We start from the raw sequence: 25,538 nt of genomic DNA, 5'->3' as shown, positions 1-25,538 counted from the left end.
AAGATTAGGGGGGAAGTCTTCAGTGATTATAGGTCATTGAGCAATGGCGCCGTCTCGGGATGCTGCAACCCGAGATGCTGATACGCCTCGGGCATGGCGACGCGGCCCCGCGGCGTGCGTCCCAGGAACCCAATACGCACCAGGAAGGGTTCAACCACGCTCTCGACGGTCTCTGCTTCCTCACCGACCGCCACAGCCAGGGTGCTGAGCCCCACTGGACCGCCACGGAAACGCCGAACCAACGTCTCCAACACAGCGCGGTCGAGCCGGTCGAGGCCGATTGGGTCGACGTCGTAGAGTTCGAGAGCGGCGTTGACGTCGGCGATCGTTGCGGCGCCGTGTTCGCCGTGCACGAGCGCGTAATCACGCACGCGCCGTAGTAGGCGGTTCGCGATACGCGGGGTTCCTCTGGAGCGTCGAGCGATCTCGTTCAACGCATCGGCGGGCATGCCGACGCCCAGCACATTTGAGGACCGCGCGATAACCTTTTCGAGGTCGCTGTCGTCATAGAACTCGAGATGGCCGGTGAACCCGAATCGGTCGCGCAGCGGGTTGGGCAGCAGCCCGGAACGGGTGGTCGCACCGACAAGGGTGAACGGTGCAAGATCCAGCGGGATACTGGTGGCGCCGGCCCCCTTGCCGACCATGATGTCGATGCGGAAGTCTTCCATCGCGAGATACAGCATCTCTTCTGCGGATCGCGCCATGCGGTGAATCTCATCGATGAAGAGGACTTCGCCCGGAACCAGGCTCGACAGCAGTGCCGCCAGGTCGCCCGCGTGCTGAATCGCGGGTCCGCTGGAGAGCCGCAGCGGACGCTCGCTCTCATAGGCCACGATCATCGCAAGAGTCGTTTTGCCGAGGCCAGGAGGGCCAGCGAGCAGGATGTGATCCGGTGGCCGATTCTGGATGCGCGCGGCGTCCAGCAACAATTGAAGCTGACCGCGCACCTTCGGCTGTCCGACGAACTCACCCAGACTGCCAGGGCGAAGCGCACCTTCGATTGCGAGTTCTACCTCGTCAATCGGTTCTGCGGCATCCCGGCCTTCCGACTCTCTGCCGTCAACCACGCGTTACTCCAGTCTTGGCCGGGCCGAGTGCTGCGAGTGCGTGACGCAGCAGTGCAGAAACCGAGTCCCGATCGGAGTCACTGGCGGCTTCTGCGGTCTCACTGGCGGCTTCGACGGCGACCTTCTCCGACCAGCCGAGACCAACCAATGCCGTCGCAACCTGCGCGACGATATCGCCGGCGCCGGAAGAGCGGGCGGCAGCATTGGCGGCCGGCCGCTGCAGCTTGCCGGCCAGTTGCACGACGATCAGCTTCGCCGTCTTCGGGCCGATTCCGGAAACACGGCGGAACGGAGCGTCATCGTCATCAGCGACAGCTGTGGCGATCTGATCGACGCTCAGGTGTCCGAGCACTCCCAACGCAGACTTCGGGCCGACGCCTGTCACGCTCAGCAGCAGTGAGAAGACCTCGAGCTGTGTGGAATCGGCAAAGCCGAACAGGGTGAGTGCATCTTCACGCACGATGAGGCTGGTGTGCAGTCGCATTTGCTCAGCCACTCGCGCGGTGTGCGCGACGTCTCCAGGGACGAATACGAAAAAGCCGACACCACCGACTTCGATCACGACATGATCGACGCCGACGGAGAGCACGGTCCCGTGCAGTGAGGAGATCATCCTCTCAGCCTACGAGCCGGATCGTATGTATGTTCGAGCGACACGCTCAGCATCGGCCCATGCTCGTTGCGCGGGCGTCAGCGTTTCCGCCGCGCCAGGGGCTGCGCCACCACGACGCCACGCATGACACAGCGCAATAGCCAGCGCATCCGCGGCGTCAGCAGGTTGCGGGGGTGCATCCAGGCGGAGGATGCGTGCAATCATCGCCTGCACCTGCTTCTTGTCGGCAGAGCCGTAGCCGGTGACGGCGGCTTTCACTTCACTGGGCGTGTGCGTCGCAGCCGGCAGGCCGGCTTCCGCGGCGATCAGCAACGCCACACCACTTGCCTGCGCGGTACCCATGACGGTGTGGCTGTTGTGCTGCGCAAAGACTCGCTCGACAGCGACGGCATCGGGTTGGTGTTCTTCGAGAACCGCGCGGATGCCAGCGGCCACTGCCGCCAGACGTTCGCCGATCGGCGCATCCGGTGGCGTGCGGATCACACCGACGTGCACGAGCGTCCCCTTCCGGGCACGATCGACATCGACGACACCGACACCGCACCGGGTCAGGCCGGGGTCGATGCCCAGCACACGCAAAGAAGAAGCCGCCACTCCCCCAGGTTATGTGCCAGGAGACCGGCGGCTTCGACGGCGCGCCTTAGTCGTCTGAGTCGTCGCTTTCGAGTTCGGCCTGCACCTCGGCGGTCAGGTCGAAGTTGCTGTAGATGTTCTGCACATCTTCGCTGTCTTCTAGCGCGTCGATGAGGCGGAAGACCTTGCGGGCCGTGTCTGCATCGATCTCGACCTTGAGGTTCGGCACGAACTCAATATCGGCAGACGCGTACTCGAGACCCGCATCAACCAGCGCAGTGCGAACCGCGACCAGATCGGCGGGCTCGGTGGTGACCTCGAAGCCCTCGGCGTGAGGTTCGATCTCCTCGGCGCCAGCTTCCAGAGCCGCCATCATGACATCATCCTCAGTCGCACCCTCGGCACTGACCACGATGATGCCCTTGCGTGTGAAGTTGTACGCAACGCTGCCTGGATCGGCGAGAGTGCCGCCGTTCCTGCTGAGCGTGGTGCGTACTTCAGCGGCCGCACGGTTCTTGTTGTCGGTCAGACACTCGATCATGATTGCGACACCGTTCGGGCCGTAGCCCTCATACATGATCGAGGTGTACTCGATGGCCTGGCCGCCGATACCGGCGCCGCGCTTCACTGCACGATCGATGTTGTCCTTAGGGACCGACATCTTCTTGGCCTTGAGCACAGCATCGAACAGCGTCGGGTTGCCCTGCATGTCTGCGCCGCCAAGCTTCGCAGCCACTTCGATGTTCTTGATGAGCTTCGCCCACGACTTCGCGCGCCTGGAGTCGGTGACGGCCTTCTTGTGCTTCGTCGTCGCCCACTTGGAATGCCCGGACATATGCCTCCGCTCGTAGTTCAGCCCCGGAGTTGCCTCCAAGGCATCGACCAGTCTAGCGAACGCAGCGGCACGCACCGAGAAATGGTCTTGTTCGCCGTGGAGCCTGGTGCGAGACTCAGGCACATGGATGAGCGAGAGCGTGCTCTCGACACCGCACACCGCCGTGCGACAGAGTTCCTGGGGACTTTGGATGACCGACCGGTGTGGCCGCGTGCGAGTCTGGACGAAATGCTGGAGGTATTTAGCAGGCCGCTGCCCGAACACGGCATGGACGCTGCTGCTGTCGTCGAGGAGATGGCTCTGTATGCGGGCCCAGGGCTCGTCGCCATCCCGGGCGGACGCTTCTTCGGATTCGTCATCGGCGGAACTCATCCGGCCGCCCTCGCTGCAGATTGGCTCGTCTCGGCGTGGGATCAGAACTCGGGATCGTCGATGCTGACTCCGGCGACGGTGGCGATGGAGCGTGTTGCAGGACAGTGGATGCTGGAGCTGTTCGGACTCCCCGAGTCGGCGAGCGTCGGGTTCGTCACCGGTGGGCAACTCGCGAACTACACATGCCTGGCAACCGCCCGCACCGCAGTCTTGGCGCGGGCAGGATGGGATCTGGCCGAGCAGGGGCTGCGTTCCGCGCCACAGGTCCGGTTCGTCGTCGGCGCTGACCGCCACGGCTCCGTCGATCGCGCTGCGCGCTTCCTCGGGATCGGCCGCACAGAATTCACCGTCATCGATTCCGATGACCAGGGCCGGATGCGCGCGGACGCGCTGGAACAGGCACTCGACGCAGAGGACGGCCCGCTGATCGTGTGTCTGCAGGCCGGTGAGGTGCACACTGGTGCGTTCGACGATTTCAACACCCTGATCCCGATCGCCCGGCGCCACGATGCCTGGGTGCACATCGACGGCGCGTTCGGGCTGTGGGCTGCGGCATCCGCATCGCTTCGCCACCTGACGGCAGGCATCGAAGGCGCCAATTCATGGGCGACGGATGCGCATAAGACGCTGAACGTGCCGTACGACTGTGGAATGGCGATCGTGCGTGACCCGGCGGACTCGATCGCAGCCTTCCGTACCGGCGGTGACTATCTGATCTATTCCGGCCTGGACCCGTGGGATGTCACTCCGGAGCTCTCCCGACGCGCACGCGGTGTTCCAGCCTGGGCGGCGATGCGTGCGCTCGGACGGGATGGGATCGCCGGGCTGATTGAAGGTCTGCATGCGAACGCGGTCGCGATGGCAGCGGGGTTGTCATTTATCGACGGCGTCGAGGTGCTCAATGATGTCGACTACACACAGGTCATGTTCTGCCTCGGCTCAGATGAGGCCACCCGCGCATTGGGCGAAGCGATCCTCGCCGACGGCACCGCCGCCGTGACCGGAGCGCAGTGGAGGGGTCGCACTGCGCTGCGTTGCTCGATGTCGTCCTGGGCGACCACCGGCGACGACATCGATCGCACGCTGGCGGCGTTCCGCCGCCTCATCGAGGCGTAGCGTCCGGTCTCAGGGCGTGGGACGCGTACCTGTCAGCCCTCGAGGCTGGTGCGCCCGGATCTCAGGCGCGCGGCGTCCATGTCCGCATTGACCGGCAGCGCCACCGGCACGTCCATCGCCGCGTCTGGTGCCCACACATCCCAGCCCTCGTCGAGTGGCCAGCCGCCCGAAGCGACGAGCTCCTGCCCGGCGTGATCGGCGAGCGAGCGCACGGCCTCCGCCTGCTCTGCGGAGAACCGCCCTTGCTCGACAGCGGCGACCAGTTCGTCGGCATCCTTCAACCAGATGTCCTCTGACCCTGGATGCTCGGCATCAATCCACAGATCCAGGACGAGGTCGCGGGAGACGATTCCGCCGGGGTCACCGGCCACGCGCCGGTGCGGCAGCTCCAGGTTTACATACGCACCAGCCGGAGTGCCATCTATTTGACGGAAGAACCAGACCGACCATGGCCTGCCAGTCGGGGCGACGCGCACCACACCGGGCCCTGTCCACGTGGACTCCCTGGTCACCCATGGGACGCTGAAGCGCTCCTCCAACGGCACGTCACGGGTTCGACGGCCATCAGCCGGCACTGATTCCAGTCGCGCCGAGCCGGACGGTATCCAGACGACCAGGCCCCGTGCGTCGTCACGAATCACGCGCGCTGTCTCGATGTAGCGTCCGTAGCGCCAGAGAATCCCCTCTCCTGGTGCGAATCGCGGAGAGTCAACGCTGGCGGACGGCACCGCATCCTGCCGCACGGAATCGACGTGCGCGCCGTCGTGATTACCGGTGTCGAGGAGCGCGATCGCCGCGGCCAGAGTCATTTCACTGTCGGATATGCGTTTCCAGCCCTCACCGCATCGACCGATGAGTTCGGCGTTTCCGCCACTGGCGCTGACATCCGTTGATCCGATCGGCAATCGCATTCCGCCACGCTACAGCGTGGTCGCGGCGCGTTCTGCGGCGAGAGCCAGCAGCCGCTCGTGGAAGCGGGTCTCCCCAGTAATCTCCGGATGAAAGCTCAGACCGATCAGGTTCCCCTGCGAGGCGGCAACGACCCTGCCGTCCTCCAGTGCCGCCATCACGGTCGCACCGGCTCCCACCGATTCCACGACCGGACCGCGGATGAAGGCGGCTCGCACTGGCACCGGGCCGAGCGCAGGCACATCCAGTTCTGCTTCGAACGATTCGACCTGGCGACCGAACGCGTTGCGCCTGACGACCACATCGAGCCCACCGAACGACTCCTGCCCGTCGATGGCATCCACCACGGTGTCGGCGAGCATGATGAGTCCGGCGCAGGTGCCGAGTACCGGCATCCCGTCGGCGATCGCATCGCGAATCGGCTGCTGCAGACCGAACAGCCGCGACAGCTTGTCGATCACGGATGACTCGCCACCGGGAATCACGAGAGCGTCCACCAGCGCGAGGTCCTCGGCGCGGCGCACACGCAGAACATCCGCGCCGAGGGACGACAGCACCTGCTCGTGCTCGCGCACATCGCCCTGCAGGGCGAGCACCCCGATGCGCGGTCGGTTACCAGCCACGCTCGGCAAGTCGGTGCGGTGCGGGCAGATCCGACACGTTGATGCCGACCATCGCTTCGCCCAGACCGCGAGAGACCTCGGCGACGACCTTGGCGTCATCGTAGAAGGTGGTGGCCTTCACGATCGCCGCGGCCCGTTCGGCCGGGTTTCCCGACTTGAAGATGCCGGATCCGACGAATACGCCGTCAGCGCCGAGCTGCATCATCATCGCCGCGTCTGCGGGGGTGGCCACGCCACCGGCGACGAACAGCACGACCGGCAGCTTGCCGGTGGCCGCAATCTCGGCGACGAGGTCATAAGGCGCCTGCAGTTCCTTTGCCGCAACGTAGAGCTCGTCCTTCGTCTTCGAGCGCAGAACGTTGATCTCGCTGGTGATCGTACGGATGTGCTTCGTCGCTTCAGAGACGTCGCCGGTGCCTGCCTCGCCCTTGGAGCGGATCATCGCCGCGCCCTCATTGATCCGGCGCAGCGCCTCACCGAGGTTGGTCGCACCGCAGACGAAGGGAACGGTGTAGCCCCACTTGTCGATGTGGTTCACATAGTCGGCGGGCGACAGGACCTCGGATTCGTCGATGTAGTCGACTCCGAGCTCTTGGAGGATCTGAGCTTCGACGAAGTGTCCGATGCGCGCCTTCGCCATCACCGGGATCGACACCGTGTTGATGATGCTGTCGATCATGTCGGGGTCGCTCATCCGCGAGACGCCACCCTGCGCGCGAATGTCTGCGGGCACCCGCTCCAGTGCCATGACGGCGACAGCGCCGGCATCCTCGGCAATCTTGGCCTGCTCCGCAGTGACGACGTCCATGATCACGCCGCCCTTGAGCATCTCGGCAAAACCGCGCTTGACGCGAGCCGATCCTGTGGTGGGATTCTGGTCTGCAGCCATGAGCTGATCCTTTCGGGTATCCAAACATCAACTTTGATCTATGCCAAAAGATAGCACTACGCGCAAGCGCTCTAGACTCAGATGTCGAGAGGTGACATGAACGACGAGATCACAGGCACGACAGCCGCCGATATTGCGATGAGCGTGCGAGCGCTACGCGAGCGCGGTGTCTTGCGCCCCGGTACCGTTCTGCCGCCGGTACGCGAACTCGCCACACGTCTGGGCGTCAACCGCAACACCACCGTCGCCGCGTACCGTCAACTCGCTCAAGCGGGGCTTGTGGTCAGCCGGGGACGCGCCGGCACCATGCTCGTCGAACACGACTCGGTCGCCCAGGAGGGCTACGCCGCCGACACCGTTCTGCGCGATGTCGGCACCGGTAACCCCGATCCGCGTCTCATCCCCGATCCATCCCCTGTGCTGGCGAGCGTCACGGGTCGCCCCGTGCTCTACGGTGAGCCCGTAATCGACAGGGCTTTGGATGCTTGGGCACGTGAGTGGGTCGCCCCAGATCTCCCCTCGGCGGATTTCCGCATCACGATTACCAGCGGGGCGGTGGATGCCGTCGAGCGTCTGCTGGCGCAGGCGCTGACCCGAGATGACGCCGTGGCGCTCGAGGATCCGTGCTTCCTCGCCAGCATCCACACCGTGCGTCTCGGTGGATATCGAGCGGTGCCGGTGCCGGTCGATGCGGAGGGGATGACGGTCGCTGGATTGCGCGCGGCATTGGCTGCCGGCGTACGCGCCGTCATCTGCACCCCGCGCGCGCAGAACCCGACAGGTGCGAGCCTCTCCCCCGAACGGGCCGTCGCATTGCGCGCCGTACTGGCCGAGCATCCGTACGTATTGATCATCGAAGACGATCATTTCTCGATGCTGTCCGCCCAGCCATACGAGAGCCTGATTGGCCCTGGGCACAAGAGATTCGCGCTGCTGCGTTCCGTGTCGAAGTTCTTGGGCCCTGACATGTGTCTCGCTATCGCGGCGACCGACCCCGAGACCGCAGAACGCCTCGCGATGCGGCTCAGCCCCGGGACGACCTGGGTGAGCCATCTGTTGCAGCGCCTGGCGCTGGGCTTGTTGAGCGACAGCGAGGTGCGCGCGTCGATTCGCACGGCTGGCGAGCATTACGCCGAGCGCAATTCCGCCTTCGCCGCGCGTCTCAGGGCACACGGGATCAGCACCCATTACGCCGACGGCATGAACCTCTGGGTCGAGTTGCCGATTCGCGCGCATACGGTGTCGGAGCGGCTCATGCGGCGCGGCTGGTTGGTGCGCACGGGCGACGGATTCTCGCTGTCGGCGCGGGACGCACCATCGCACCATCTCAGGCTCACCGTGCATGATCTATCTCCGGAGGATGCCGAGCAACTGATCTCTGATATTGCCTCCGCCGTACGGTGATGTGCACGAGCGCAGCCCTCAGCAGTGAGAAGATCGAGGGATGAAGATCCTCTCGATCCAGTCAGCTGTCGCCTACGGCCACGTGGGCAACTCCGCAGCGGTGTTCCCACTGCAGCGCATCGGTGTCGATGTGATCCCCGTGAACACGGTGAACTTCTCTAACCACACCGGTTACGGCTCGTGGCGCGGACCACTGATCGCACCCGCCGACGTCGCGGATGTCATCACCGGCATCGAAGAGCGCGGCATGTTCGGCGAGGTCGACGCGATTCTCTCCGGCTACCAGGGTGGCGAAGGCATCGGAGACGTGATCATTGACGCCGTTGCGCGTGTCAAAGCCGCGAACCCGAAGGCGCTATATGCGTGCGATCCGGTGATGGGCAATGCGAAGTCCGGATGCTTCGTCGCGCCCGCGATTCCACTGCTGTTGCGCGAGCGCGTCGTGCCGGTGGCCGACATCATCACTCCCAATCAGTTCGAACTGGGCTTCCTCACCGACACCGAACCCGACACTCTCGAGTCGACACTCGCTTCTGTCGATGTGGCACGCGCGATGGGGCCGAACACCGTGCTCGTCACGAGCGTGGAGCGCCCCGACCGCGAAGAGGGCACGATCGAGATGCTTGCAGCCGACAGTGCCGGCGCATGGATCGTGCAGACGCCGTACCTGCCGATGAAGGCCAACGGCTCCGGCGATGTCACTGCGGCGCTGTTCACGGCACATTACGTCGAAACCGGCAGCGCCAAGATCGCGCTGGAGCGCACGGCGTCGAGTGTTTTCGATCTGCTGAAGCTCACGCTGGACTCCGGCGACCGTGAACTGAAGCTGATCGAGGCGCAGGAATCCTACGCACACCCGAAGCTGCAGTTCACCGCGCGCCAGGTTCGCTAGGCCCGGCCTAGCCAGCGGAAGGCGTCGGCCAGGCGTTCGCGACGGCCTCACGCACCTCACCGAGCAGCTGCGGGAGCGCCTTCGTCTTGGCGATGATCGGGAAGAAGTTCGCATCGGACTGCCACCGCGGCACGATGTGCTGGTGCAGGTGCCCGTCGACGCCCGCTCCGGCAACCGCACCCTGGTTCATGCCCAAGTTGAAACCATCACAGTTCGAGACCTCGCGGAGCACACGCATCCCAATCTGGGTGAGCTCGCCGATCTCGGCGACCTCCTGCGGCGTCGCCTGGTCGTAGGTCGCGATGTGGCGATACGGGCACACCAGCAGGTGTCCGGAGTTGTATGGGAACAGGTTCAGCAGCACATAGGCAGTCTCGCCGCGCGCGACGATGAGCCGCTCGGCGTCAGGATGCTTCGGTGCCTCGCAGAACGGGCACTCTTCGCGCAGCGGCTCCGGCCCCGCCTGGATATACGCCATCCGGTGCGGAGTCCACAGTCTCTGAAAATCGTCAGGGACGCCAGCAAGGTGCGCGGCATCCTCGACAGCATCCCCGTCGGTCACGCCAGATCCTCCGCAGTGTGCACGAGAGCATGCGAGTCGATCGCCGCACGGATGCGCGCCACAGCATCCGCAATCGGCACACCGTTCTGCTGGGTGCCGTCACGGAAACGGAACGAGACGGTGCCAGCTTCCTTGTCCTGCTCGCCGGCGATGAGGATCAGCGGCACCTTCGAGGTGGTGTGGTTGCGGATCTTCTTCTGCATGCGGTCGTCGGAGTGGTCGACCTCCGCGCGTACGTCGCTTCCACGCAATTGCGCGATGACGCCGTCCAGGTACTCGCCGTACTGTTCTGCGACGGGCACACCGACGACCTGCATCGGGGCGAGCCAGACGGGGAAGTCACCCGCGTAGTGCTCGAGCAGGATCGCGAAGAACCGCTCCACAGAGCCCAGCAGCGCACGGTGGATCATGACGGGCCGGTGCTTCTGTCCGTCGGATCCGGTGTATTCCAGGTCGAAGCGCTCTGGCTGGTTGAAGTCCAGCTGGATCGTCGACATCTGCCAGGTACGGCCGATGGCGTCGCGCGCCTGCACAGAGATCTTCGGGCCGTAGAAGGCCGCGCCACCCGGATCGGAGACGAGCTCGAGTCCGGATGCCACAGCGACCTCACGCAGCGACTCGATGGCGCTGGTCCACTGCTCTGGCTCGCCAAGGAACTTCGGGTTGCCCACCTCATTGGTGGACAGCTCGAGGTAGAAGTCGTTCAGCCCGTAATCGCGCAGCAGATCGAGCACAAGATTGAGGTTCGTGGTGAGCTCTTCTTGCACCTGATCCTGGGCGACGTAGATGTGCGCGTCATCCTGGGTCAGGCCACGCACACGAGTCAGGCCCGACAGCGTTCCGCTCTTCTCGTAGCGGTAGACGGTTCCGAACTCGGCCAGACGCAGCGGCAGCTCACGGTACGAGCGTCCGCGGGAGCGGTAGATGAGGTTGTGGAACGGGCAGTTCATCGGCTTCAGGTAGTAGTCCTGGCCCTGGCGGGTGATGTTGCCATCCTCGTCGGTGACCTCATCGAGGTGCATCGGCGGGAACATGCCGTCCGCGTAGGTCTGCAGGTGACCGGAGGTCTCGAACAGATCCTTCTTGGTGATGTGTGGGCTGTTGACGACGTCGTAGCCGTTACGCAGCAGGTGACGGCGCAGATTCTCTTCGATCTCGTAGCGGATGATTCCACCCTTGGGGTGGAAGACCGCGAGGCCCGATCCGATCTCGTCGGGGAAGGAGAAGAGGTCCATCTCGACGCCGAGCTTGCGGTGATCGCGACGCTCGGCCTCGGCGATGCGCTCCTTATAGGCGCGCATCTCATCCTTCGTGGGCCAGGCAGTGCCGTAGATGCGCTGCAGCTGCGGGTTCTTCTCACTGCCGCGCCAGTAGGCCGCGGCAATGCGGGTGAGGTCCCAGCCGTTGCCGATCATGCGGGTGCTGGGTAGATGCGGGCCGCGGCAAAGATCCTTCCAGATGACCTCGCCGCCCTTGTTCACGTTGTCGTAGATCGTCAGCTCGCCGGCGCCGACCTCGACGGAGGCGCCTTCAGCGGCTTCGCTGCTGCCGCCCTTGAGTCCGATGAGTTCGAGTTTGAAGGGCTCGTCGGCAAGCTCTGCCCGTGCCTCGTCGTCGGTGACGACGCGACGAGTGAAGCGCTGACCCTCGCGGACGATGCGCTGCATCTCTTTCGAGATCGCCTTGACGTCTTCCGGCGTGAACGGAGTATCGACGCCGAAGTCATAGTAGAAGCCGTCGGTGATCGGCGGGCCGATGCCGAGGTTGGCCTGCGGGTTGATCCGCTGTACTGCCTGAGCGAGAACATGGGCCGTGGAGTGACGCAGGATCGCGAGTCCGTCTTCGCTCTCGATCGTGACAGGTTCGACCTGATCGGTCGCGGTCACGGTGGCCGCGAGATCCTTCAGTTCGCCGTTGACGCGCATGGCGACGACGGATCGGTCAGAGAACAAGGCGAAGCCGTCACTCGGCTGGGCATTTTCAGGCACAGATCACTCCATTAGGTCACCACCCAGATTACTCGCCTGAGCAGTGGGGACATGCATCCGCCGGGGATCTGCGCTTCACTGCGCCCATCAGCGAGGGGATCACCCTGTTAACGAAAGTGCTCCCGAAGGGTGGAAGCCCCCGGGAGCGGCGATCACGTTCGTCTAGAAGGGACGACGCGTGAACTCATCAATCATCTCACACATCCTGACGTTGCCTCGCGCCGTCAATGCCATCGGCCAACCAGCGTGCTGAGTGCTCGGCGTGCTGGTTGGCCGCGATCTCGTCGCCAGCTCAGCCGATATATGGCTTTTTTGAACGATTGTGCAGCCGTGCGGCACCGAACACTGCCAACCCGGTCATGAGCAGAAGTCCTGCCAGCCCCAATGGCAGCGCAGGGTCCGAACCAGTCGCGGCCAACGATGGATCAGCTGGCGTAGCCGCCGGCTTCACCGGGGCGGGTGCAACAGGTGTGGGAGTCGGTGTCGGCAGCGGGGGCGACGGCACTACCGGTGCGGGCACAACGGGAGCCGGTGTCGGTTCCGGTGTTGGCACCGGTGTGGGTTCCGGTGTGGGTTCCGGTGTCGGTACCACCGGGACAGGCACAACGGGAGCAGGCGTTGGTTCCGGTGTCGGCACTACCGGGATAGGCACTACCGGAGGTACCACCAGCGTCACGGGCTCGGATGCCGCAGAAGCCGCACCCGTGCCGGCGCTGTTCGTTGCAGTGACCGTGAACGTGTAACTGTCCCCGTTCGTCAGACCCATTACGGCCAGCGGGGAAGCAGCACCGGTCGCGGTCTGTCCACCATCATCCGGATTCGCCGTGTTCGTCGCGGTGACCGTGTACTCCGTGATGGCCGCTCCCCCGTCATCGCTCGGTGCGGTGAAAGCCACAGACGCCTGCCTGTCACCGGCGGTCGCCGACACCCCCGTCGGGGCACCGGGTACCGTCACCGGGGCGGAGGGAGTGACTGGATCGGATGCCGCGGAGGCAGCACCGGTGCCACTGCTGTTCGTTGCGGTGACCGTGAACGTGTAGCTGTCGCCGTTGGTCAGACCTGTCACAGTCAGTGGGGAGGCAGCACCGATCGCGGTTCGTCCGCCAGCGCCCGGATTCGTCGTGTTCGTTGCGGTGACCGTGTACTCGGTGATCGCGGACCCGCCGCCGGCGGTCGGTGCGGCGAAGATCACAGACGCCTGCCCGTCGCCAGCTGTCGCCACGACATCCGTCGGGGCGCCCGGCACGGTCATCGGGGTGATTACCGACACCGTGTCGCCGTAAAAGTTGGCCACATACGCGGCGTTCGTGTTCACATTCACCGCCACCCCGCCCGCACCGCTACCAGTAGGCACGGTGGCAGTCACCGTGTTGGTGGCCCCGTCGATCACCGATACCGTGTCGTCGCTCTGGCTGGTGACATAGACGGTGTTCGTGTTCGCATTCACCGCCACCTCGGGCGGCTGATCACCGACCGACACGGTGGTGATCACCGAGTTAGTGGCCCCGTTGATCACCGACACCGTGCCATCGATCGCGTTGACCACATACGCGGTGTTCGTATTCGCATTCACCGCGACACTTGACGGAAAGGCGCCGACGAGCACGGTAGCCGTCACGGCGTTAGTACCCCCGTCGAGCACCGATACCATGCCGCCAAAAAGGGTGGTCACGTACACAGTGTTCGTGGTCGCATTCACTGCTACCCCGAACGGAGCACCGTCGACGGCCACGGTAGTGGTCACCGCGTTAGTGGCCCCGTTGATCACCGATATCGTACTGTCGTCAACGTTGGTCACGTACACGGTGTTCGTGGTCGCATTCACCGCTACCCCGAACGGAGAACGGCCGACGGCCACAGTGGTGGTCACCGTATTGGTGGCCCCGTCGATCACCGACACCGTGCCCGCGTTGCCGTCGGTCACGTACACGGTGTTCGTGATCGCATTCACCGCCACTGCGCGCGGGTTGCCGTCGACGCGCACGATCGAGGTCACCGTGTTCGTGTCCCCATCAATCACCGACACCGTGCCGCTAGCGAGGTTGGGCACATAAACGGTGTTCGTACTCGCATTCACCGCCACCCCACTCGGGTTGACGCCGACTTGCACGGTGGCAGTCACCGGGTAACTGGTAGCAGCCGAAGCGGATGCGACTGGGCCGGCCACAATGCCGGCGAAGCCGAGCGTGACGGCAAGCCCGGCCGCGATAATGGGCGAGCGGGCTTTCCTGACGAGACGGCGTTCAGGCGCGCGAAAAGGGTACATATGCTCAATACTGGCAGACTGGCCGAGCCGCACTGTAGGGAGCTAGGTCCCCAAAAGCCATGGACCGTGTTCCAGTGAGGTGGTGCTGGGCGCGGACGAAACATGCTGTCGCCGGCTGATTACTGAATTCGCGCGCGTACTACGGTTGCAGGCCGGCAATCGCTGGTTTGAAGCCGAGCCGGGGATTCTCACAGCAGCCCGGACGACACACGTCGAACCACGGCCCGATGTTCGTGGCGTTGGCACGCTGCTGAGCGGGGCGCCCAGAGCATCTTTCCTGCACGAGGTCGACGAGCGCCTGCACAAAATCGGGGTTCGTGCCAGGGGTGGGGGTGCGCGTGACCCACAGTCCGAGGCGCCCCGCCGTTTCGCGAGCCTCGGTGTCGAGATCCCACATGACCTCCATGTGGTCGCTGATGAACCCCACGGGGACGATCAACACCGCGGTGCGTCCTTGGAGCGCTTCGAGCGCATCGTTGATGTCGGGCTCGAGCCAGGGCTGCGATGGCGGGCCGGATCGCGACTGGTAGACGAGTTGCCATGAGATTCCCGGCGCGGCTTTGGCGATGACGTCCTCAGCGACTGCGAGGTGTTGCGCGGCGTAGCCTCCCCCATCGACGTCGGCGAAAAGGCCGGCGCCGGATCGAGCTGCATCGTCTGTCGGAATGCTGTGCGTGGAGAACAGCACCTCGATTCGCGAGAATTCGTGACCCTCCTTCACTGCTTCTGCCACGCCTTCGCGCACCCCATCGATGAAGGGCTGGATGAAGCCCGGGTGTGAGAAGAACTGCCGAACCTTGTCGATCTGGAGCGTCCGTTGCAGCCCTGTGGCTTCCAAGGCATCAGCCCAGTCCTCACGGTATTGACGACACGACGAGTACGACGAGTACGCGCTTGTCGGAATCGCGATCATCGTCCGGACGCCGTCCCGCGCAGCTTGCGCGAGTGCCTCGTCGAGATACGGAGCCCAGTTTCGGTTGCCCCAGTACACAGGCAGGTCGAGGCCTGCCTGTGAAAGCGCATCCTGGAGCGCCCGCTTGAGTTGGCGGTTTTGCTCGTTGATGGGGCTGACCCCGCCGAACTGCCGATAGTGGTGCGCGACTTCTTCGAGCCGCTCATCGGGGATACCTCGCCCGCGAGTGACGTTCCGCAGGAACGGCAGAACGTCATCTTGCCCTTCGGGGCCACCGAACCCTGAGAGGAGGACCGCGTCGTAGTTTATCGGCCGGGTGGCGTGTTCTGGACCGCTTTGCGCCGCCTCCGTGGCGCCCGGAACGACAGAACCGTCTTCCAGATGCACGCCCGAAGCGGCGGGCGGTTTCATGTCGCGGCGGTCAGGTGTGCTGCTCATGGTGATGATTCCTCCAGATCGCTGGCGTTTCTCAGACTGAGAGACTCCCCCGTGGTGGGGCGCGCATCGACTTTCTCCCAGTCTGCGATTGGTCCGTCGACGACGATGAAACTCGGATGCGGGTCGGGGAACGCGATGCTGTCCCAGCGTTCCCATACGTTGGGGCTGCGTAGTTGCAGCTTGGTGAGAAGATGCGTCCACTCGTACGCGAGCTGCGCGTCGTTGACTGTCAGCCGTGCTTCAGCACCCACAGTTCGAATCTTTCCGCTGGCGAAGTGATAACCGCGCGCGTCTGCTTCGTCGACGATGGCGCCGAGGTAGTCGCCGATCGCCGCTCGCGGATTCTCCATCTGCTGAAAGCGCCGCAGTTGAGGATGGCGAGAGTAGCCTCGACCGGGTTCCGTGATCACCGCTTGGGCGAGGAGTCCCTCGCGCCAGCACGCTGTAAGCGCTTGGCGGTCGAAGTACCGAGGATGCATCGACCACAGCCTCATGTTGCATCCACCATCGCCTGCTCGGCGTCACGCAGGATGCTGGCGGCCATGCCGTTGAAGATGATGCCGTGGAACGGTAGAAGGACGGCCCAGTACAACCGGCCGGTGAGCCCCTTCGGGAAGTAGACGGCGCGCTGGCGGTAGCGACTTCCGTTCTCGGTCGGCTCCACTCCCAGCTCGAGCCATCCGCGACCAGGCATCCGCATCTCGGCCCGCAGACGCAGCATGCGTCCCCGATTGATCGACTCAACCCGCCACACATCGATTACGTCACCGCTGTTCACTCGCGATGGATGTCGTCTGCCACGTCGCATACCGACTCCACCGACGATCCGGTCGATCCACCCGCGTGCCGCCCATGCCAGCGGGAATGAATGCCATCCCTTCTCGCCGCCGATCGCCTCGATCACGTCCCACACAGCGCCTGTGGATGCAGTGCTCTCACGCTCGCGCAGGTCAGTGAAGACGGTGTGGCCCGCCCAATCCGGATCACTCGGCAATGGATCACTCGGTGCTCCAGGGACGGTAGCGCTCTGCCAGCTCGTTTCGACTTGCCCCTCAGCCTCACGAGTGAGTGCCAGCCGGACTGATGTCCGATATGGGATGAGTCCTTCCTCAGGCAACGCGATGTATCTGTCGATGTCGGTCTCTTCTACGACACAGTCGTTCTGAAGGGATGCGATGATCGGCACAGCGATCTGGCGAGGAACAGGGCTCACCAGGCTCACCCACTGAGATGCGAGCCACGGCGTGAGCACGGGTAGCGCTGCGATGTGTCGTTGAGGAAGCCCGGCTTCGACTGCATAGCCATTCATCATCTGCCCGTAGCGCAGGGTGTCTGGGCCGCCGATATCGAAGGTTCGGTTGAGCTCTTCTTCGATAGAGACGGCCTGCACCAGGTAGCGGAGCACGTCGCGGATGGCTATGGGCTGCACGTGGTTGCGCACCCAGCGCGGCGCGGGCATGTACGGAAGAACCTCGGTGAGATGGCGAATCATCTCAAACGACGCCGAACCAGATCCGATCACGATTCCCGCTTGGAACACGATTGCTGGCACAACGCATCCTAGAAAGACCTGCCCCACTGCCGCCCGTGACGAGAGATGCTTCGAGAGCTTGGCGTTGTCGGGGTGCAGACCGCCGAGGTAGACGATTCTCCCCACTTCCGCAGCGGAAGCAGCTTCGGCGAAGGTCTGCGCGGCCTCTTCCTCTGCGCTCACGAAGTCACGCCCGGCACTCATCGAGTGCACGAGGTAGAACGCCACGTCCACGCCGTTCAGTGCGCGACGGGTCGCAACTGGGTCTGAAAGGTCTCCTTTGAACACGCTTACCCGTTCTCGCCACGGGACATCTCGCAGCTTCCACGGGGCACGAACGTACACGCTCACCTCGTAGCCGGCGTCAAGCAGCTGGGGAACCAGACGTCCACCGATATACCCGGTCGCGCCGGTGACGAGCAAATGGGTCATGAGAAAAGTCCTTCCATCGTGCAGACGATGAGCAGCAAGGTGATTGCGAATCCCACTGCGTAGTTGATGCCGAGAAAGCGGCGCCAGGCGCGGTTCGCAGTGCCTGAGTTCGCATCCTCTACGCGCAAATATGGTGCGGCGCTGATGATGTAAGGCAGCGCGGCCAGCACGGCCAGGATCGCCGGCCATGGGGTGAAGAGCATGAGGATTCCGGCGGCCGCCCACAGCACCACCGCGATTCTGACGGTCGTCATGGCGCCGAGGGCTGTGGCGATGGAGCCGATGCCTGCCTCGCGGTCAGGCACGATGTCCTGCACAGCGCCGAACGCATGACTTGCCATGCCCCAACAGAAGAACGCGAGCATGGTCACGACAATCGCGGGGGTGATCGTCGTCCCCGCGAGGGCGAGCGCGTAAAGCGCCGGTGTGACGAAGTGGGTACTCGAGGTGATCGAGTCGAGCACCGGGATTTCCTTGAATCGCAGTCCGGGCACCGAGTACGCAAGGACAGCGAAGAGACTTACGGCCAAGATGAGCCAGGAGATCGGTCGATCAGAACCGAGGACCACGAGAGTGATGACAAATGGCACAACGAGCACCGAGGAAGCCAAGAGAGTCGCCCGGTGTAGTCGGGGTGGCAGCTTCGCGCCCTCAGCGCCGCCTTTTCGGGGATTCGCCAGGTCGGACTCATAGTCGAACACGTCATTCACGCCGTACATCGCCAGGTTGTACGGCACGAGGAAGAAGATGGTGCCGACCACCAACGACACGTCGATGCTCCCGGTCGTCAGAAAGTAGACGGCGGCGAATGGGTACGCCGTGTTGATCCAGCTCAGCGGCCGTGAGGCGGTGAGCAACGTGCGAATCGTGGACGAGCCTTCAGACATCGGTGCCAGCTCTCCTCTCTTGTGCTCCGCCGAACAGCTGCCACACTCCGGCAATCAGCAGAGCGCCGGCAATCGGATAGAGAAAGTCCTCTACAGGCATCAGACCGAACCGGATGCCGGAGATCTCATCGGCGCCGTAATCGAAGAATCCGGCCGCCATCATCACGTTGTCGAACACGGCAGTCAGCACCATGAGCGCGGCCGTCGTCACCGCCCAGGAGGAGAAGTAGCGCCCCACGGTTCCTCGCCGCCCCGCATGAGCGACACCGACAGTGAAGACGATGAATGCTGCGCCGACGAACGGCAGTGACATGACCAGGTATGTCATCGGTTGTCCTCCCTCTCTCGCCAGCGTTGCCAGCCGCTCAGCAGAATGAGCGTGAGGTAGCAGAGGAACCCCAGGAAAAGGAGTTCTTCGACCGGGAACTCCGGCGCCAGAAGAATGCCAGTCGCCCATCGTGAATCGAGATGCCGGAACACTCCGAGACCGATGCCCACCGCATCCCAAGCAATGAAGAAAACCACGCCGATGACGAGCACCGCTCCCCCGATCAGCGGGCTACGGCGGAACACGAGCGCGAATCGCAGGTCGAGCAGCACAAGACACGCTGCACTGACAAGCAGCGATGCCGCATAGACACCGCTCATGATTCCTCCAGCGGTCCTGGCGAGTGGTCGCCTCGCACGTGCTTGAGAACCAGTTCTGCGCTGATGAGACACATCGGCAACCCGACGCCCGGCACGGAGGTCGCACCGGTGTAGAAGAGACCACCAACCCGACGGGAGCGAGTCACGCCGCGGAAGAACGCACTCTGGCCCAATGTGTGGGCAGGTCCGAGAGCGCTTCCTCGGAACGTGTTGAACTGATCGGCGAAGTCCGCAGGACCCACGGTACGTCGCACTACGACACGCGACGCTAGATCGGGGATGTCCGCCCACGTGGCGATCTGGTCGATGGCACGGTCAGCGACTGCAGTCACCAGCTCATCGCCAGAGGAGCCAGTTCCGCCATGCCCGATGGTGGTGTCCGGTGGCAGCGGAATGAGCACGAACAGGTTCTCATGGCCATCCGGGGCCACATCGTCGTCGGTCGCGCTCGGCTTGCAGACATACAGTGACGGCGCCTTAGGAATACGCGTCGACGTTCCGAAGATCGCCTCAAAGTTGTCGTGCCAGTCGTTGGAGAAGAACAGCGTGTGATGCAGCAGTTCCGGCAGTGCCCCTTCGACACCCAGCATGATGAGCACGGCGCTCGGGCTAGAGACCTGCTTGTCCCACCGCTTCTGTGGGTAGGAACGGTCGGCTTCCTTGAGCAGTACCGTCTCGGTGTGGTGTTCGTCGATCGCCGAAACGACGATGTCGGCGTCAAACCGCCGCATCTGACCGTCTCTCTCGAAATCGACTGAGCGAACGGAGCCGTTCTCACTGGTGATGGCGAGGACATCGCTGTCGGTGAGAATTTCGACGTTATTCTCGCGTGCGATCTCGACGAGAGAGGTGACGAAGCTTCGGAATCCGCCGAGCGGGTATTTGACCCCATCCACCAGGTCCATGTGACTCATCAGTTGGTACAGCGCGGGTGCGTCAAACGGTGATGTGCCGAGGAACACCGCGGGGTAACCGAGGATCTGGCGCAGGCGCACATCACGGAAGCGGCGCGCGATGAAAGACCACAGCGAACGCGTGAGCAGCGGGAGAACGGCGGGCACGGAACTGAGCACCTTCGCCGACAGAAAGTCTCGCCATGAAGAAAACGGGTTGTAGAGGAACGAGCTCACCGCCGCGTGATAGGTCCTGGTCGCCGACACAAGATACCTGCGAATACGGTCGCCTCCCCCGCGTTCACGGCTCTCGAACAGTGCGGCGGTCGCATCCGCTCCCGAACTCACATCGATAGGGCCCTCTGCCTCTCGCCCTTCCGGCTCGCCATAAATGCGGTAGCCAGGTTGAAGTGGCACCAGGTCGAGCTGCTCCGTCGTTGTCGTGCCCATCATGCGATAGAAGTGTTCGAAGACCTCGGGCATGAGGTACCAGGAGGGACCGGTGTCAAAGGTGAATCCGTCCTGCTCCCACGACCCTGCCCTTCCACCGAGTTCGCTGTTCTTCTCGAGAACCGTCACCTGATGTCCGTCACGTGCAAGAAGACAGGCGGTGGCGAGCCCGCTGACCCCTCCGCCGATGACGATGACGCGCGACGCCTTCACCGGATTGCCTTCATCGCGAGCGCACGAGCCAGGATCCGTGCTTTCACGGAGTTCGGAACGCGCACCCGGGTGCTGATCAGCTCGGACACCGGTGTCGACTCAATGCGGTCGGTGAGCTCACCGAACATTGCCCGCGCCGCCCATACTGACGCCCGACAACCTGGAGCCAGAAGCGGAATCGAATCATCCGCGACATGCAAGTCGTCCCTGATGGATGCAACGATGTCGGCTTTGGCCGCCTCCGTCAGTTCGTTCTCCGTCCCGGGGAAATATGCGCGGCCGAGGTCGTCATGATCGCCGGCGAAGTCGCGGAGGAAGTTGACCTTCTGAAACGCTGCGCCGAGGCTGCGGGCACCGCAATCGAGCCGCCCGCGCTCGTCGTCTTCGCGATTCATGCCGGATTCGAAGACTGCCAGGCACATGAGTCCGACGACTTCGGCAGAGCCGTAGATATAGTCGTTGAGCTCAGTCTGGTTGAACACCGCGGGTTCGAGATCTCGTCTCATCGACGCGAAGAACGGTCGGCACAGGTCCATGCCGATCCCGTATTCGCGCCCGCTCAACGCGAACGCGTGCACCACAAGGTTTGTGCTGAAGCCCAGCCGCAGAGCTCGTTCGGTCTCTGCTTCGAGTTCATCGAGCAGCACTGCGCGCGTTCGCGTATCTACTCCGGCCATCTCTGCCGGACCATCGACAAGCTCATCGGCGATGCGCACCAGTGCGTAGATGCGCGCTATGTGATCCCGTGCGGGGGCATCAAGCAGACGGCTAGCCCACGCGAACGATGTCGAGTATTCACGGATGACGGTTGAGGCGGCGGCAGTTGCCGTCGCGTTGTAGAGATCGAGGTCTGTGATTTTCATGAGACACGCGAATTGCAGGCGGAGGTCAAGGTGAGCAGCTGGCTTTTCAGCGCTGCGGGCAGAGCCGCTTCCTGGACCAGCTGGTAGACCTCATCACAACGCTCAGTGATGAAGGATTCCACAAAAACGAGTGCTCCTGATTCTTCGATCACCCGCTTGAGCCGACGACTGTCGGCGACACTGAGTGCGCTGTCGCCGAAGAGGGATTCGACCTCCGCCCACGCCACGTCAGAGCGTGCGTATGCGATCAGGAGGGTTTCTTTCCCTTCACGCAGGTCACTGATGGTCGATTTCCCCGTTTCTCGTTCATCGCCGAATAAGCCGAGTACGTCATCGCGCAATTGGTAGATCACACCGATCCGCCGGGCGATGGCCGTCAGCTCGTCGATGACACTCGTAGTGGAGCCGGCAAGAATCGCGGCCAGTATAAGGGGGGCTTGAAAGGAATACGCGGCGGTCTTCTGATCAACCATCGCCAGAACATCCTGCGCAGTCGCCTGCTGGAGACGCATGCTGAGCCAAACGTCGTAGTGTTCTCCCGCTGCGCTCTCGAAGACGGTGTCGTCGAAAACATCGAGAACTGCTTGCCGTCGCTCGTCGTGGATGTCGAGCCGCGCGAGAAGTGAATGAGCGAGGGTGAGCATGAGGTCACCGGCAAGTAGCGATGATGCTTCGCCCCAGGCATTTGCGTCCCTTCGCGTGGTTCCACGGAGCATCGCTTCCGATGCGAACCGTCCAGAGATATTCATCTCGCCGCGACGCATCAAGTCTTTGTCGATGACGTCGTCGTGGATCACAAGTGCGATATGTAGAAGTTCCATCGCGCATGCGGCATCCACCGCAACACGCTCGTCGATACCTCCGAGCGCCTCATACGCGCCCATGAGCAAGCGTGGTCGAATCCTCTTCCCTCCCGCCGCCATCCGTTCCAAAGATTCCCAAAGCTTCGTGTACGGAGCGGAGAAATCTCGCGAACGTTCACGGCCCTTCGCAAGCACTTCCATCAGCCTCGATTCGAAGGCGAAAGCGATGTCGTCCACCCGAGTAGACGAGTCAGACATCTTCATCGACGTCCAAGGCCGCAGCGGCGAAATGTGAGGTAAGCGCAGGAAGATGCTCGATCAGCCAAGGGCTGAATGCCCAGGGAGCCGCTTGCGTTGCCGAGGTGAGCGCCGACACCGTCGTCCACTGCGTCTCTGCCACCTCAGCGGGGTTCGGATCCAAGACTGACGCCGCCTGGGCGATGAATACCGGACAGTGCTCGTTTTCCTGAATCCCAGAAGCATCGCGCGCGGAGTATCCGAAATCGGGAAGCGCGCATACGATCATGTCGACGGTGAGCCCGAGTTCGAAAGCGGCGCGACGCCGCACCGCACTCTCAAGCGTCTCACCGGGACCAGGGTGGCCGCAGAACGCGTTAGTCCAGACACCTGGCCACGTCTTCTTTTCCAGCGCGCGTCTGGTCACGAGAAGACGCCCATCGGCATCGACGACGTGGCAGGAAAAGGCGAGATGCCGAGGCGTAATGACCCCATGCACAGTCTCCTTGCTCTGGATGCCGACGGGGCATCCGTTGCTGTCGACCAGAACGACCATCTCCATCACATGACCTCCGTTTCGTTAGCTAAGCGAGAGTTAAACGTAGCATAAGAAATGTATGCTGTGAATGTGACCGAATCAGACAAGAAAGTTCCACAAAGCTCACACCTGAGCTACTTTTCGAGCGATTCGGACCTCATCGACCGTCAACAGCTCTCCGACCAGGAGCTCGACCAGAGCATTGGCGTGATGGAAGCTCTTCGCGAGTGGCAAGAGGCCGCCCGCACTCTGTCCGAGGCATCCAAGCGATTCATGAAGCTCAACGAAAGCGACATGCGGGCGATCCGGATGATCATGCGAGCTCAGAAGCAGAATCAGATCGTCACGCCGAAGGACATCGCCCGAGAAGTCGGGATATCCAGCGCATCGACGACGAAGCTGGTGGATCGACTCGTCGCCGGAGGACATCTCATTCGCGTACCGCATCCGAGCGACCGACGAACAATGTGTATCGAAGTCACGGAGCACACACGAGAGTCAGCTCACAACACAATCGGCCGCCAACATGCCCGCCGATTTGCCGTCGCTGCCGGAATGAGCACGGATGACCGCGAAATAGTGATTCGCTTTCTCATGGATCTCGCCGAATCCGATCTCCCACAGGGTGAGCTCCTCGGCCACGGCGACTGACAACGCGTTCCTTTGACGCGTGGCCTATTCAAATCTCGCAGGGTCACTGGCGGGTTCGTCTGGGCTCGCACGGTGCTCCAGCGCACGCCGATCGTCCTCAACGCGCCGACTTCGCACGAGGGAGATGAGCCCTTTCGTTGCTGCGCCCGCCAGAAAGTTGATGCAGACGGCCACGACGACGACAGACAGCACCAGGATCAGAAGACCTGCGAAGACGAACGGCATGCCGAAGAGCATGAAAGCGAAGGAACCGTTGTCCATGCGCTCACCTTACGCCTGAAACAACGAAAAACCCCCGGAAATCCGGGGGTTTAAGTGTGCGCGATACTGGGATCGAAGGTGTGTGAGCACCATGACATCCTGACCGTTCACGGTCACGATGTCCGACTTTGTCCCAGATTCACGACAGTTCCCGGTCGTGTAATTGTGCCATTTCGAGACCCCGGCGTCCAATCGTCGCCACCATCTAGTGTGCGTTGGTGTGCAGAATCTCGACGTTCATCTATACGGAGCGTTCTACTGTTTATTGGATGAGTTCGCGGTCCTGCAGGAAAACGATGCCGCGGAAGTGTCCGGTGCCTCCATATCGGTGCTCTGGTCCGACTCTGACCCGCAGTCGTGCCCCGCTCCCACCAGCGTTAGGACAGCACCCTCGGAGGTCACTTCTGCGGTCTGCGACGATATTTCCGGCGAGGAACGCATCGCTCGCCATGCACATCTACTCACCGGCATTGACTGGGCGCTCGACAGCGAGCAAAACGACGAAGACGACGCTGAGTCGCTGAGCCCCGAAAAGCGCGCTGCTCAACTGCGCGCGAACGACCTCATCAAAGGTTCTCTCTGGCATGCGAGCAACACCATCATTGACAGGCTACTCAGCGACATCTATGAACTCGATAATGCAGACGACGAGTTAAGCAACGAGGACACTGTCATGCTCTCCGACCTTCCTCCTCGATTCGCCAAGGCATACCGGCCGTTGGCGTGATGGTTCCTGCGCAGTGCAACTGGCGCATTCGACCCAACATTTTGGGGCGAATGCGCCACACACCTACGCCTGTTTGCGCCGCGAGGTGAGCACCAGGCCAACTCCAACTAGCGCAAGGAGAACTGCTGCCACGAGAGACGTGGCAGGATCACTGCCCGTGCGTGCTAGATCCGTTTCACCCACGATCCGTCGTCGTTATTCACGAGGTCGATCGCACTGATCCCACCAAACGAAACACCCGTTATTGACGTATGCGTAAGAACCAGCACCGGCACGTCACGGTCCACGCCTGTACCGTCCCCCAACTGCCCGCCGCCGTTGCCTCCCCAGGCATACGCGACAGCGTCTTCAGCAACCGCAACCACATGCGAATCGCCCGCACTCACCCGCGTAAAAGTCACCCCAGCAGGCAACTGCACCCGCACCGGCACGTCACGGTCCACGCCTGTACCGTCCCCCAACTGCCCGCCGCCGTTGCCTCCCCAGGCATACGCGACAGCGTCTTCAGCAACCGCAACCACATGCGAATCGCCCGCACTCACCCGCGTAAAAGTCACCCCAGCAGGCAACTGCACCCGCACCGGCACGTCACGGTCCACGCCTGTACCGTCCCCCAACTGCCCGCCGCCGTTGCCTCCCCAGGCATACGCGACAGCGTCTTCAGCAACCGCAACCACATGCGAATCGCCTGCACTCACCCGCGTAAAAGTCCCCCCAGCAGGTCGTTCAATCGTGACCTCGGTACCCCCTGTCACTGGGCCGCTCGTCGGGGCCAGCACCGCACTCGTCGGTGTCGATGCCGCGTTCGCTGTGGCCCCCACCCCGACAAGCCCCACCGCCAGACTGGCAGCGAGCACTCCCCGCAACACGTTACGCAACATCATCCAACAACTTTCCCCAGGTTCATCCGCTTGGCGGCTCGGCCTCGAGCCAGAAAATAA

28 protein-coding genes are annotated in these 25,538 nt (G+C 63.1%); 5 read left to right on the top strand and 23 right to left on the bottom strand.

Annotated elements, in window-relative coordinates; translation table 11 throughout:
- Window positions 1-26: 26 nt before the first annotated feature.
- Genes ruvB through ACSU1G_RS01730 form a run of 4 tightly spaced genes read right to left on the bottom strand, consistent with a single transcriptional unit; the run spans window position 27 to window position 3,091 of the window.
- A complete protein-coding gene (ruvB, locus tag ACSU1G_RS01745) occupies window positions 27-1,070 on the bottom strand; it encodes a Holliday junction branch migration DNA helicase RuvB (RefSeq protein WP_439278173.1) in 1,044 nt (347 codons plus the stop codon).
- Window positions 1,063-1,683 (bottom strand): Holliday junction branch migration protein RuvA, encoded by a 621-nt coding sequence (gene ruvA / locus ACSU1G_RS01740; RefSeq protein ID WP_439278172.1) that lies wholly within the window; start codon window positions 1,681-1,683, stop codon window positions 1,063-1,065. The genes ruvB and ruvA overlap by 8 nt, the downstream gene beginning before the upstream one ends.
- A gap of 9 nt (window positions 1,684-1,692) precedes the next feature.
- The gene (ruvC, locus tag ACSU1G_RS01735; RefSeq protein WP_439278171.1) at window positions 1,693-2,277 is read right to left on the bottom strand and encodes a crossover junction endodeoxyribonuclease RuvC; all 585 of its coding nucleotides are present in this window, start codon (window positions 2,275-2,277) and stop codon (window positions 1,693-1,695) included.
- Window positions 2,278-2,323: 46 nt separating this feature from the next.
- Window positions 2,324-3,091 (bottom strand): YebC/PmpR family DNA-binding transcriptional regulator, encoded by a 768-nt coding sequence (locus ACSU1G_RS01730; protein ID WP_439278670.1) that lies wholly within the window; start codon window positions 3,089-3,091, stop codon window positions 2,324-2,326.
- A 123-nt stretch (window positions 3,092-3,214) separates the two neighbouring features.
- On the opposite strand from ACSU1G_RS01730, the gene ACSU1G_RS01725 reads away from it, so the two are divergent.
- A complete protein-coding gene (locus ACSU1G_RS01725; RefSeq protein WP_439278170.1) occupies window positions 3,215-4,579 on the top strand; it encodes a pyridoxal phosphate-dependent decarboxylase family protein in 1,365 nt (454 codons plus the stop codon).
- A 32-nt stretch (window positions 4,580-4,611) separates the two neighbouring features.
- On the opposite strand, the gene ACSU1G_RS01720 is transcribed toward ACSU1G_RS01725, so the two are convergent.
- The 3 genes from ACSU1G_RS01720 to pdxS are packed head-to-tail and all read right to left on the bottom strand — an operon-like array spanning window position 4,612 to window position 7,000.
- Complete coding sequence (locus tag ACSU1G_RS01720; RefSeq protein ID WP_439278169.1) at window positions 4,612-5,490, bottom strand: DUF402 domain-containing protein; 879 nt, start codon at window positions 5,488-5,490, stop codon at window positions 4,612-4,614.
- Between the two features lie 9 nt (window positions 5,491-5,499).
- On the bottom strand, window positions 5,500-6,111 hold the full coding sequence (gene pdxT / locus ACSU1G_RS01715) for a pyridoxal 5'-phosphate synthase glutaminase subunit PdxT (protein ID WP_439278168.1): 612 nt from the start codon (window positions 6,109-6,111) through the stop codon (window positions 5,500-5,502).
- Complete coding sequence (gene pdxS / locus ACSU1G_RS01710) at window positions 6,101-7,000, bottom strand: pyridoxal 5'-phosphate synthase lyase subunit PdxS (protein WP_439278167.1); 900 nt, start codon at window positions 6,998-7,000, stop codon at window positions 6,101-6,103. The genes pdxT and pdxS overlap by 11 nt, the downstream gene beginning before the upstream one ends.
- Before the next feature lie 96 nt (window positions 7,001-7,096).
- Between pdxS and ACSU1G_RS01705 the strand changes: the two genes are divergently transcribed.
- The gene (locus tag ACSU1G_RS01705; RefSeq protein WP_439278166.1) at window positions 7,097-8,404 is read left to right on the top strand and encodes an aminotransferase class I/II-fold pyridoxal phosphate-dependent enzyme; all 1,308 of its coding nucleotides are present in this window, start codon (window positions 7,097-7,099) and stop codon (window positions 8,402-8,404) included.
- Between the two features lie 40 nt (window positions 8,405-8,444).
- Window positions 8,445-9,296 (top strand): pyridoxal kinase PdxY, encoded by an 852-nt coding sequence (gene pdxY / locus ACSU1G_RS01700; protein ID WP_439278165.1) that lies wholly within the window; start codon window positions 8,445-8,447, stop codon window positions 9,294-9,296.
- Window positions 9,297-9,303: 7 nt separating this feature from the next.
- On the opposite strand, the gene ACSU1G_RS01695 is transcribed toward pdxY, so the two are convergent.
- The 13 genes from ACSU1G_RS01695 to idi all read right to left on the bottom strand — a co-directional run bounded on the left by ACSU1G_RS01695 (window position 9,304) and on the right by idi (window position 22,982).
- Window positions 9,304-9,858 carry an HIT family protein gene (locus tag ACSU1G_RS01695; RefSeq protein WP_439278164.1) on the bottom strand — a complete coding sequence of 185 codons (555 nt, stop codon included), beginning with the start codon at window positions 9,856-9,858 and terminating at the stop codon, window positions 9,304-9,306.
- Window positions 9,855-11,783: a threonine--tRNA ligase gene (thrS, locus tag ACSU1G_RS01690; RefSeq protein WP_439278669.1), complete on the bottom strand. Its 1,929-nt coding sequence runs from the start codon at window positions 11,781-11,783 to the stop codon at window positions 9,855-9,857. Before thrS ends, ACSU1G_RS01695 begins: the two co-directional genes overlap by 4 nt.
- Window positions 11,784-12,138: 355 nt before the next feature.
- Entirely contained in the window at window positions 12,139-14,112 is a 1,974-nt protein-coding gene (locus ACSU1G_RS01685) for a fibronectin type III domain-containing protein (RefSeq protein ID WP_439278163.1), read from the bottom strand.
- Window positions 14,113-14,251: 139 nt separating this feature from the next.
- Window positions 14,252-15,436 (bottom strand): ferrochelatase, encoded by a 1,185-nt coding sequence (locus ACSU1G_RS01680; protein WP_439278668.1) that lies wholly within the window; start codon window positions 15,434-15,436, stop codon window positions 14,252-14,254.
- A gap of 23 nt (window positions 15,437-15,459) precedes the next feature.
- Entirely contained in the window at window positions 15,460-15,957 is a 498-nt protein-coding gene (locus tag ACSU1G_RS01675) for a pyrimidine dimer DNA glycosylase/endonuclease V (protein WP_439278162.1), read from the bottom strand.
- Window positions 15,954-17,426, bottom strand: coding sequence for an SDR family oxidoreductase (locus ACSU1G_RS01670; RefSeq protein ID WP_439278161.1), 1,473 nt, complete (start codon window positions 17,424-17,426; stop codon window positions 15,954-15,956). Before ACSU1G_RS01670 ends, ACSU1G_RS01675 begins: the two co-directional genes overlap by 4 nt.
- Complete coding sequence (locus ACSU1G_RS01665; protein ID WP_439278160.1) at window positions 17,423-18,313, bottom strand: prenyltransferase; 891 nt, start codon at window positions 18,311-18,313, stop codon at window positions 17,423-17,425. The genes ACSU1G_RS01670 and ACSU1G_RS01665 overlap by 4 nt, the downstream gene beginning before the upstream one ends.
- Window positions 18,306-18,641, bottom strand: coding sequence for a lycopene cyclase domain-containing protein (locus tag ACSU1G_RS01660; RefSeq protein WP_439278159.1), 336 nt, complete (start codon window positions 18,639-18,641; stop codon window positions 18,306-18,308). The genes ACSU1G_RS01665 and ACSU1G_RS01660 overlap by 8 nt, the downstream gene beginning before the upstream one ends.
- Window positions 18,638-18,961 carry a lycopene cyclase domain-containing protein gene (locus ACSU1G_RS01655; protein ID WP_439278158.1) on the bottom strand — a complete coding sequence of 108 codons (324 nt, stop codon included), beginning with the start codon at window positions 18,959-18,961 and terminating at the stop codon, window positions 18,638-18,640. The genes ACSU1G_RS01660 and ACSU1G_RS01655 overlap by 4 nt, the downstream gene beginning before the upstream one ends.
- Complete coding sequence (gene crtI, locus ACSU1G_RS01650; RefSeq protein ID WP_439278157.1) at window positions 18,958-20,517, bottom strand: phytoene desaturase family protein; 1,560 nt, start codon at window positions 20,515-20,517, stop codon at window positions 18,958-18,960. The genes ACSU1G_RS01655 and crtI overlap by 4 nt, the downstream gene beginning before the upstream one ends.
- Entirely contained in the window at window positions 20,514-21,380 is an 867-nt protein-coding gene (locus tag ACSU1G_RS01645) for a phytoene/squalene synthase family protein (RefSeq protein WP_439278156.1), read from the bottom strand. The genes crtI and ACSU1G_RS01645 overlap by 4 nt, the downstream gene beginning before the upstream one ends.
- Window positions 21,377-22,420, bottom strand: coding sequence for a polyprenyl synthetase family protein (locus tag ACSU1G_RS01640; protein WP_439278155.1), 1,044 nt, complete (start codon window positions 22,418-22,420; stop codon window positions 21,377-21,379). The genes ACSU1G_RS01645 and ACSU1G_RS01640 overlap by 4 nt, the downstream gene beginning before the upstream one ends.
- A gap of 13 nt (window positions 22,421-22,433) precedes the next feature.
- Window positions 22,434-22,982, bottom strand: coding sequence for an isopentenyl-diphosphate Delta-isomerase (gene idi, locus ACSU1G_RS01635; protein ID WP_439278154.1), 549 nt, complete (start codon window positions 22,980-22,982; stop codon window positions 22,434-22,436).
- Window positions 22,983-23,048: 66 nt separating this feature from the next.
- Here idi and ACSU1G_RS01630 point away from each other — a divergent pair, with 66 nt between their 5' ends.
- A complete protein-coding gene (locus ACSU1G_RS01630) occupies window positions 23,049-23,609 on the top strand; it encodes a MarR family winged helix-turn-helix transcriptional regulator (RefSeq protein ID WP_439278153.1) in 561 nt (186 codons plus the stop codon).
- 24 nt (window positions 23,610-23,633) lie between these two features.
- Here ACSU1G_RS01630 and ACSU1G_RS01625 read toward each other — a convergent pair whose 3' ends face one another.
- The gene (locus ACSU1G_RS01625) at window positions 23,634-23,870 is read right to left on the bottom strand and encodes a hypothetical protein (RefSeq protein WP_439278152.1); all 237 of its coding nucleotides are present in this window, start codon (window positions 23,868-23,870) and stop codon (window positions 23,634-23,636) included.
- 220 nt (window positions 23,871-24,090) lie between these two features.
- Between ACSU1G_RS01625 and ACSU1G_RS01620 the strand changes: the two genes are divergently transcribed.
- Complete coding sequence (locus ACSU1G_RS01620; protein ID WP_439278151.1) at window positions 24,091-24,597, top strand: hypothetical protein; 507 nt, start codon at window positions 24,091-24,093, stop codon at window positions 24,595-24,597.
- Window positions 24,598-24,660: 63 nt separating this feature from the next.
- Here the strand turns inward: ACSU1G_RS01620 and ACSU1G_RS01615 are convergent, their stop codons facing one another.
- Together ACSU1G_RS01615 and ACSU1G_RS01610 are read right to left on the bottom strand one after the other, a co-directional pair.
- Window positions 24,661-24,729 carry a hypothetical protein gene (locus ACSU1G_RS01615; protein ID WP_439278667.1) on the bottom strand — a complete coding sequence of 23 codons (69 nt, stop codon included), beginning with the start codon at window positions 24,727-24,729 and terminating at the stop codon, window positions 24,661-24,663.
- 32 nt (window positions 24,730-24,761) lie between these two features.
- On the bottom strand, window positions 24,762-25,481 hold the full coding sequence (locus tag ACSU1G_RS01610; protein WP_439278150.1) for a hypothetical protein: 720 nt from the start codon (window positions 25,479-25,481) through the stop codon (window positions 24,762-24,764).
- Window positions 25,482-25,538: the final 57 nt, after the last annotated feature.

Source organism: Microbacterium sp. A93 (assembly GCF_051842835.1).
The sequence above is the reverse complement of the archived record's forward strand: the minus strand, read 5'-3'. Positions and strand labels throughout refer to the sequence as shown.

Bases quoted from the DNA above. Each gene is read 5' to 3' on its own strand.
- ACSU1G_RS01675 (WP_439278162.1), bottom strand. From the start codon at position 15,957: ATGAGGCTGTGGTCGATGCATCCTCGGTACTTCGACCGCCAAGCGCTT.
- idi (WP_439278154.1), bottom strand. From the start codon at position 22,982: ATGGAGATGGTCGTTCTGGTCGACAGCAACGGATGCCCCGTCGGCATC.
- ACSU1G_RS01610 (WP_439278150.1), bottom strand. From the start codon at position 25,481: ATGATGTTGCGTAACGTGTTGCGGGGAGTGCTCGCTGCCAGTCTGGCG.
- ACSU1G_RS01680 (WP_439278668.1), bottom strand. From the start codon at position 15,436: ATGAAACCGCCCGCCGCTTCGGGCGTGCATCTGGAAGACGGTTCTGTC.
- ACSU1G_RS01705 (WP_439278166.1), top strand. From the start codon at position 7,097: ATGAACGACGAGATCACAGGCACGACAGCCGCCGATATTGCGATGAGC.
- ACSU1G_RS01655 (WP_439278158.1), bottom strand. From the start codon at position 18,961: ATGAGCGGTGTCTATGCGGCATCGCTGCTTGTCAGTGCAGCGTGTCTT.
- pdxY (WP_439278165.1), top strand. From the start codon at position 8,445: ATGAAGATCCTCTCGATCCAGTCAGCTGTCGCCTACGGCCACGTGGGC.
- ACSU1G_RS01660 (WP_439278159.1), bottom strand. From the start codon at position 18,641: ATGACATACCTGGTCATGTCACTGCCGTTCGTCGGCGCAGCATTCATC.
- ACSU1G_RS01685 (WP_439278163.1), bottom strand. From the start codon at position 14,112: ATGTACCCTTTTCGCGCGCCTGAACGCCGTCTCGTCAGGAAAGCCCGC.
- ACSU1G_RS01720 (WP_439278169.1), bottom strand. From the start codon at position 5,490: ATGCGATTGCCGATCGGATCAACGGATGTCAGCGCCAGTGGCGGAAAC.
- thrS (WP_439278669.1), bottom strand. From the start codon at position 11,783: ATGCGCGTCAACGGCGAACTGAAGGATCTCGCGGCCACCGTGACCGCG.
- ruvA (WP_439278172.1), bottom strand. From the start codon at position 1,683: ATGATCTCCTCACTGCACGGGACCGTGCTCTCCGTCGGCGTCGATCAT.
- ACSU1G_RS01665 (WP_439278160.1), bottom strand. From the start codon at position 18,313: ATGTCTGAAGGCTCGTCCACGATTCGCACGTTGCTCACCGCCTCACGG.
- pdxS (WP_439278167.1), bottom strand. From the start codon at position 7,000: ATGGCTGCAGACCAGAATCCCACCACAGGATCGGCTCGCGTCAAGCGC.
- ACSU1G_RS01645 (WP_439278156.1), bottom strand. From the start codon at position 21,380: ATGAAAATCACAGACCTCGATCTCTACAACGCGACGGCAACTGCCGCC.
- ACSU1G_RS01725 (WP_439278170.1), top strand. From the start codon at position 3,215: ATGGATGAGCGAGAGCGTGCTCTCGACACCGCACACCGCCGTGCGACA.
- ACSU1G_RS01730 (WP_439278670.1), bottom strand. From the start codon at position 3,091: ATGTCCGGGCATTCCAAGTGGGCGACGACGAAGCACAAGAAGGCCGTC.
- ACSU1G_RS01670 (WP_439278161.1), bottom strand. From the start codon at position 17,426: ATGACCCATTTGCTCGTCACCGGCGCGACCGGGTATATCGGTGGACGT.
- ACSU1G_RS01625 (WP_439278152.1), bottom strand. From the start codon at position 23,870: ATGGACAACGGTTCCTTCGCTTTCATGCTCTTCGGCATGCCGTTCGTC.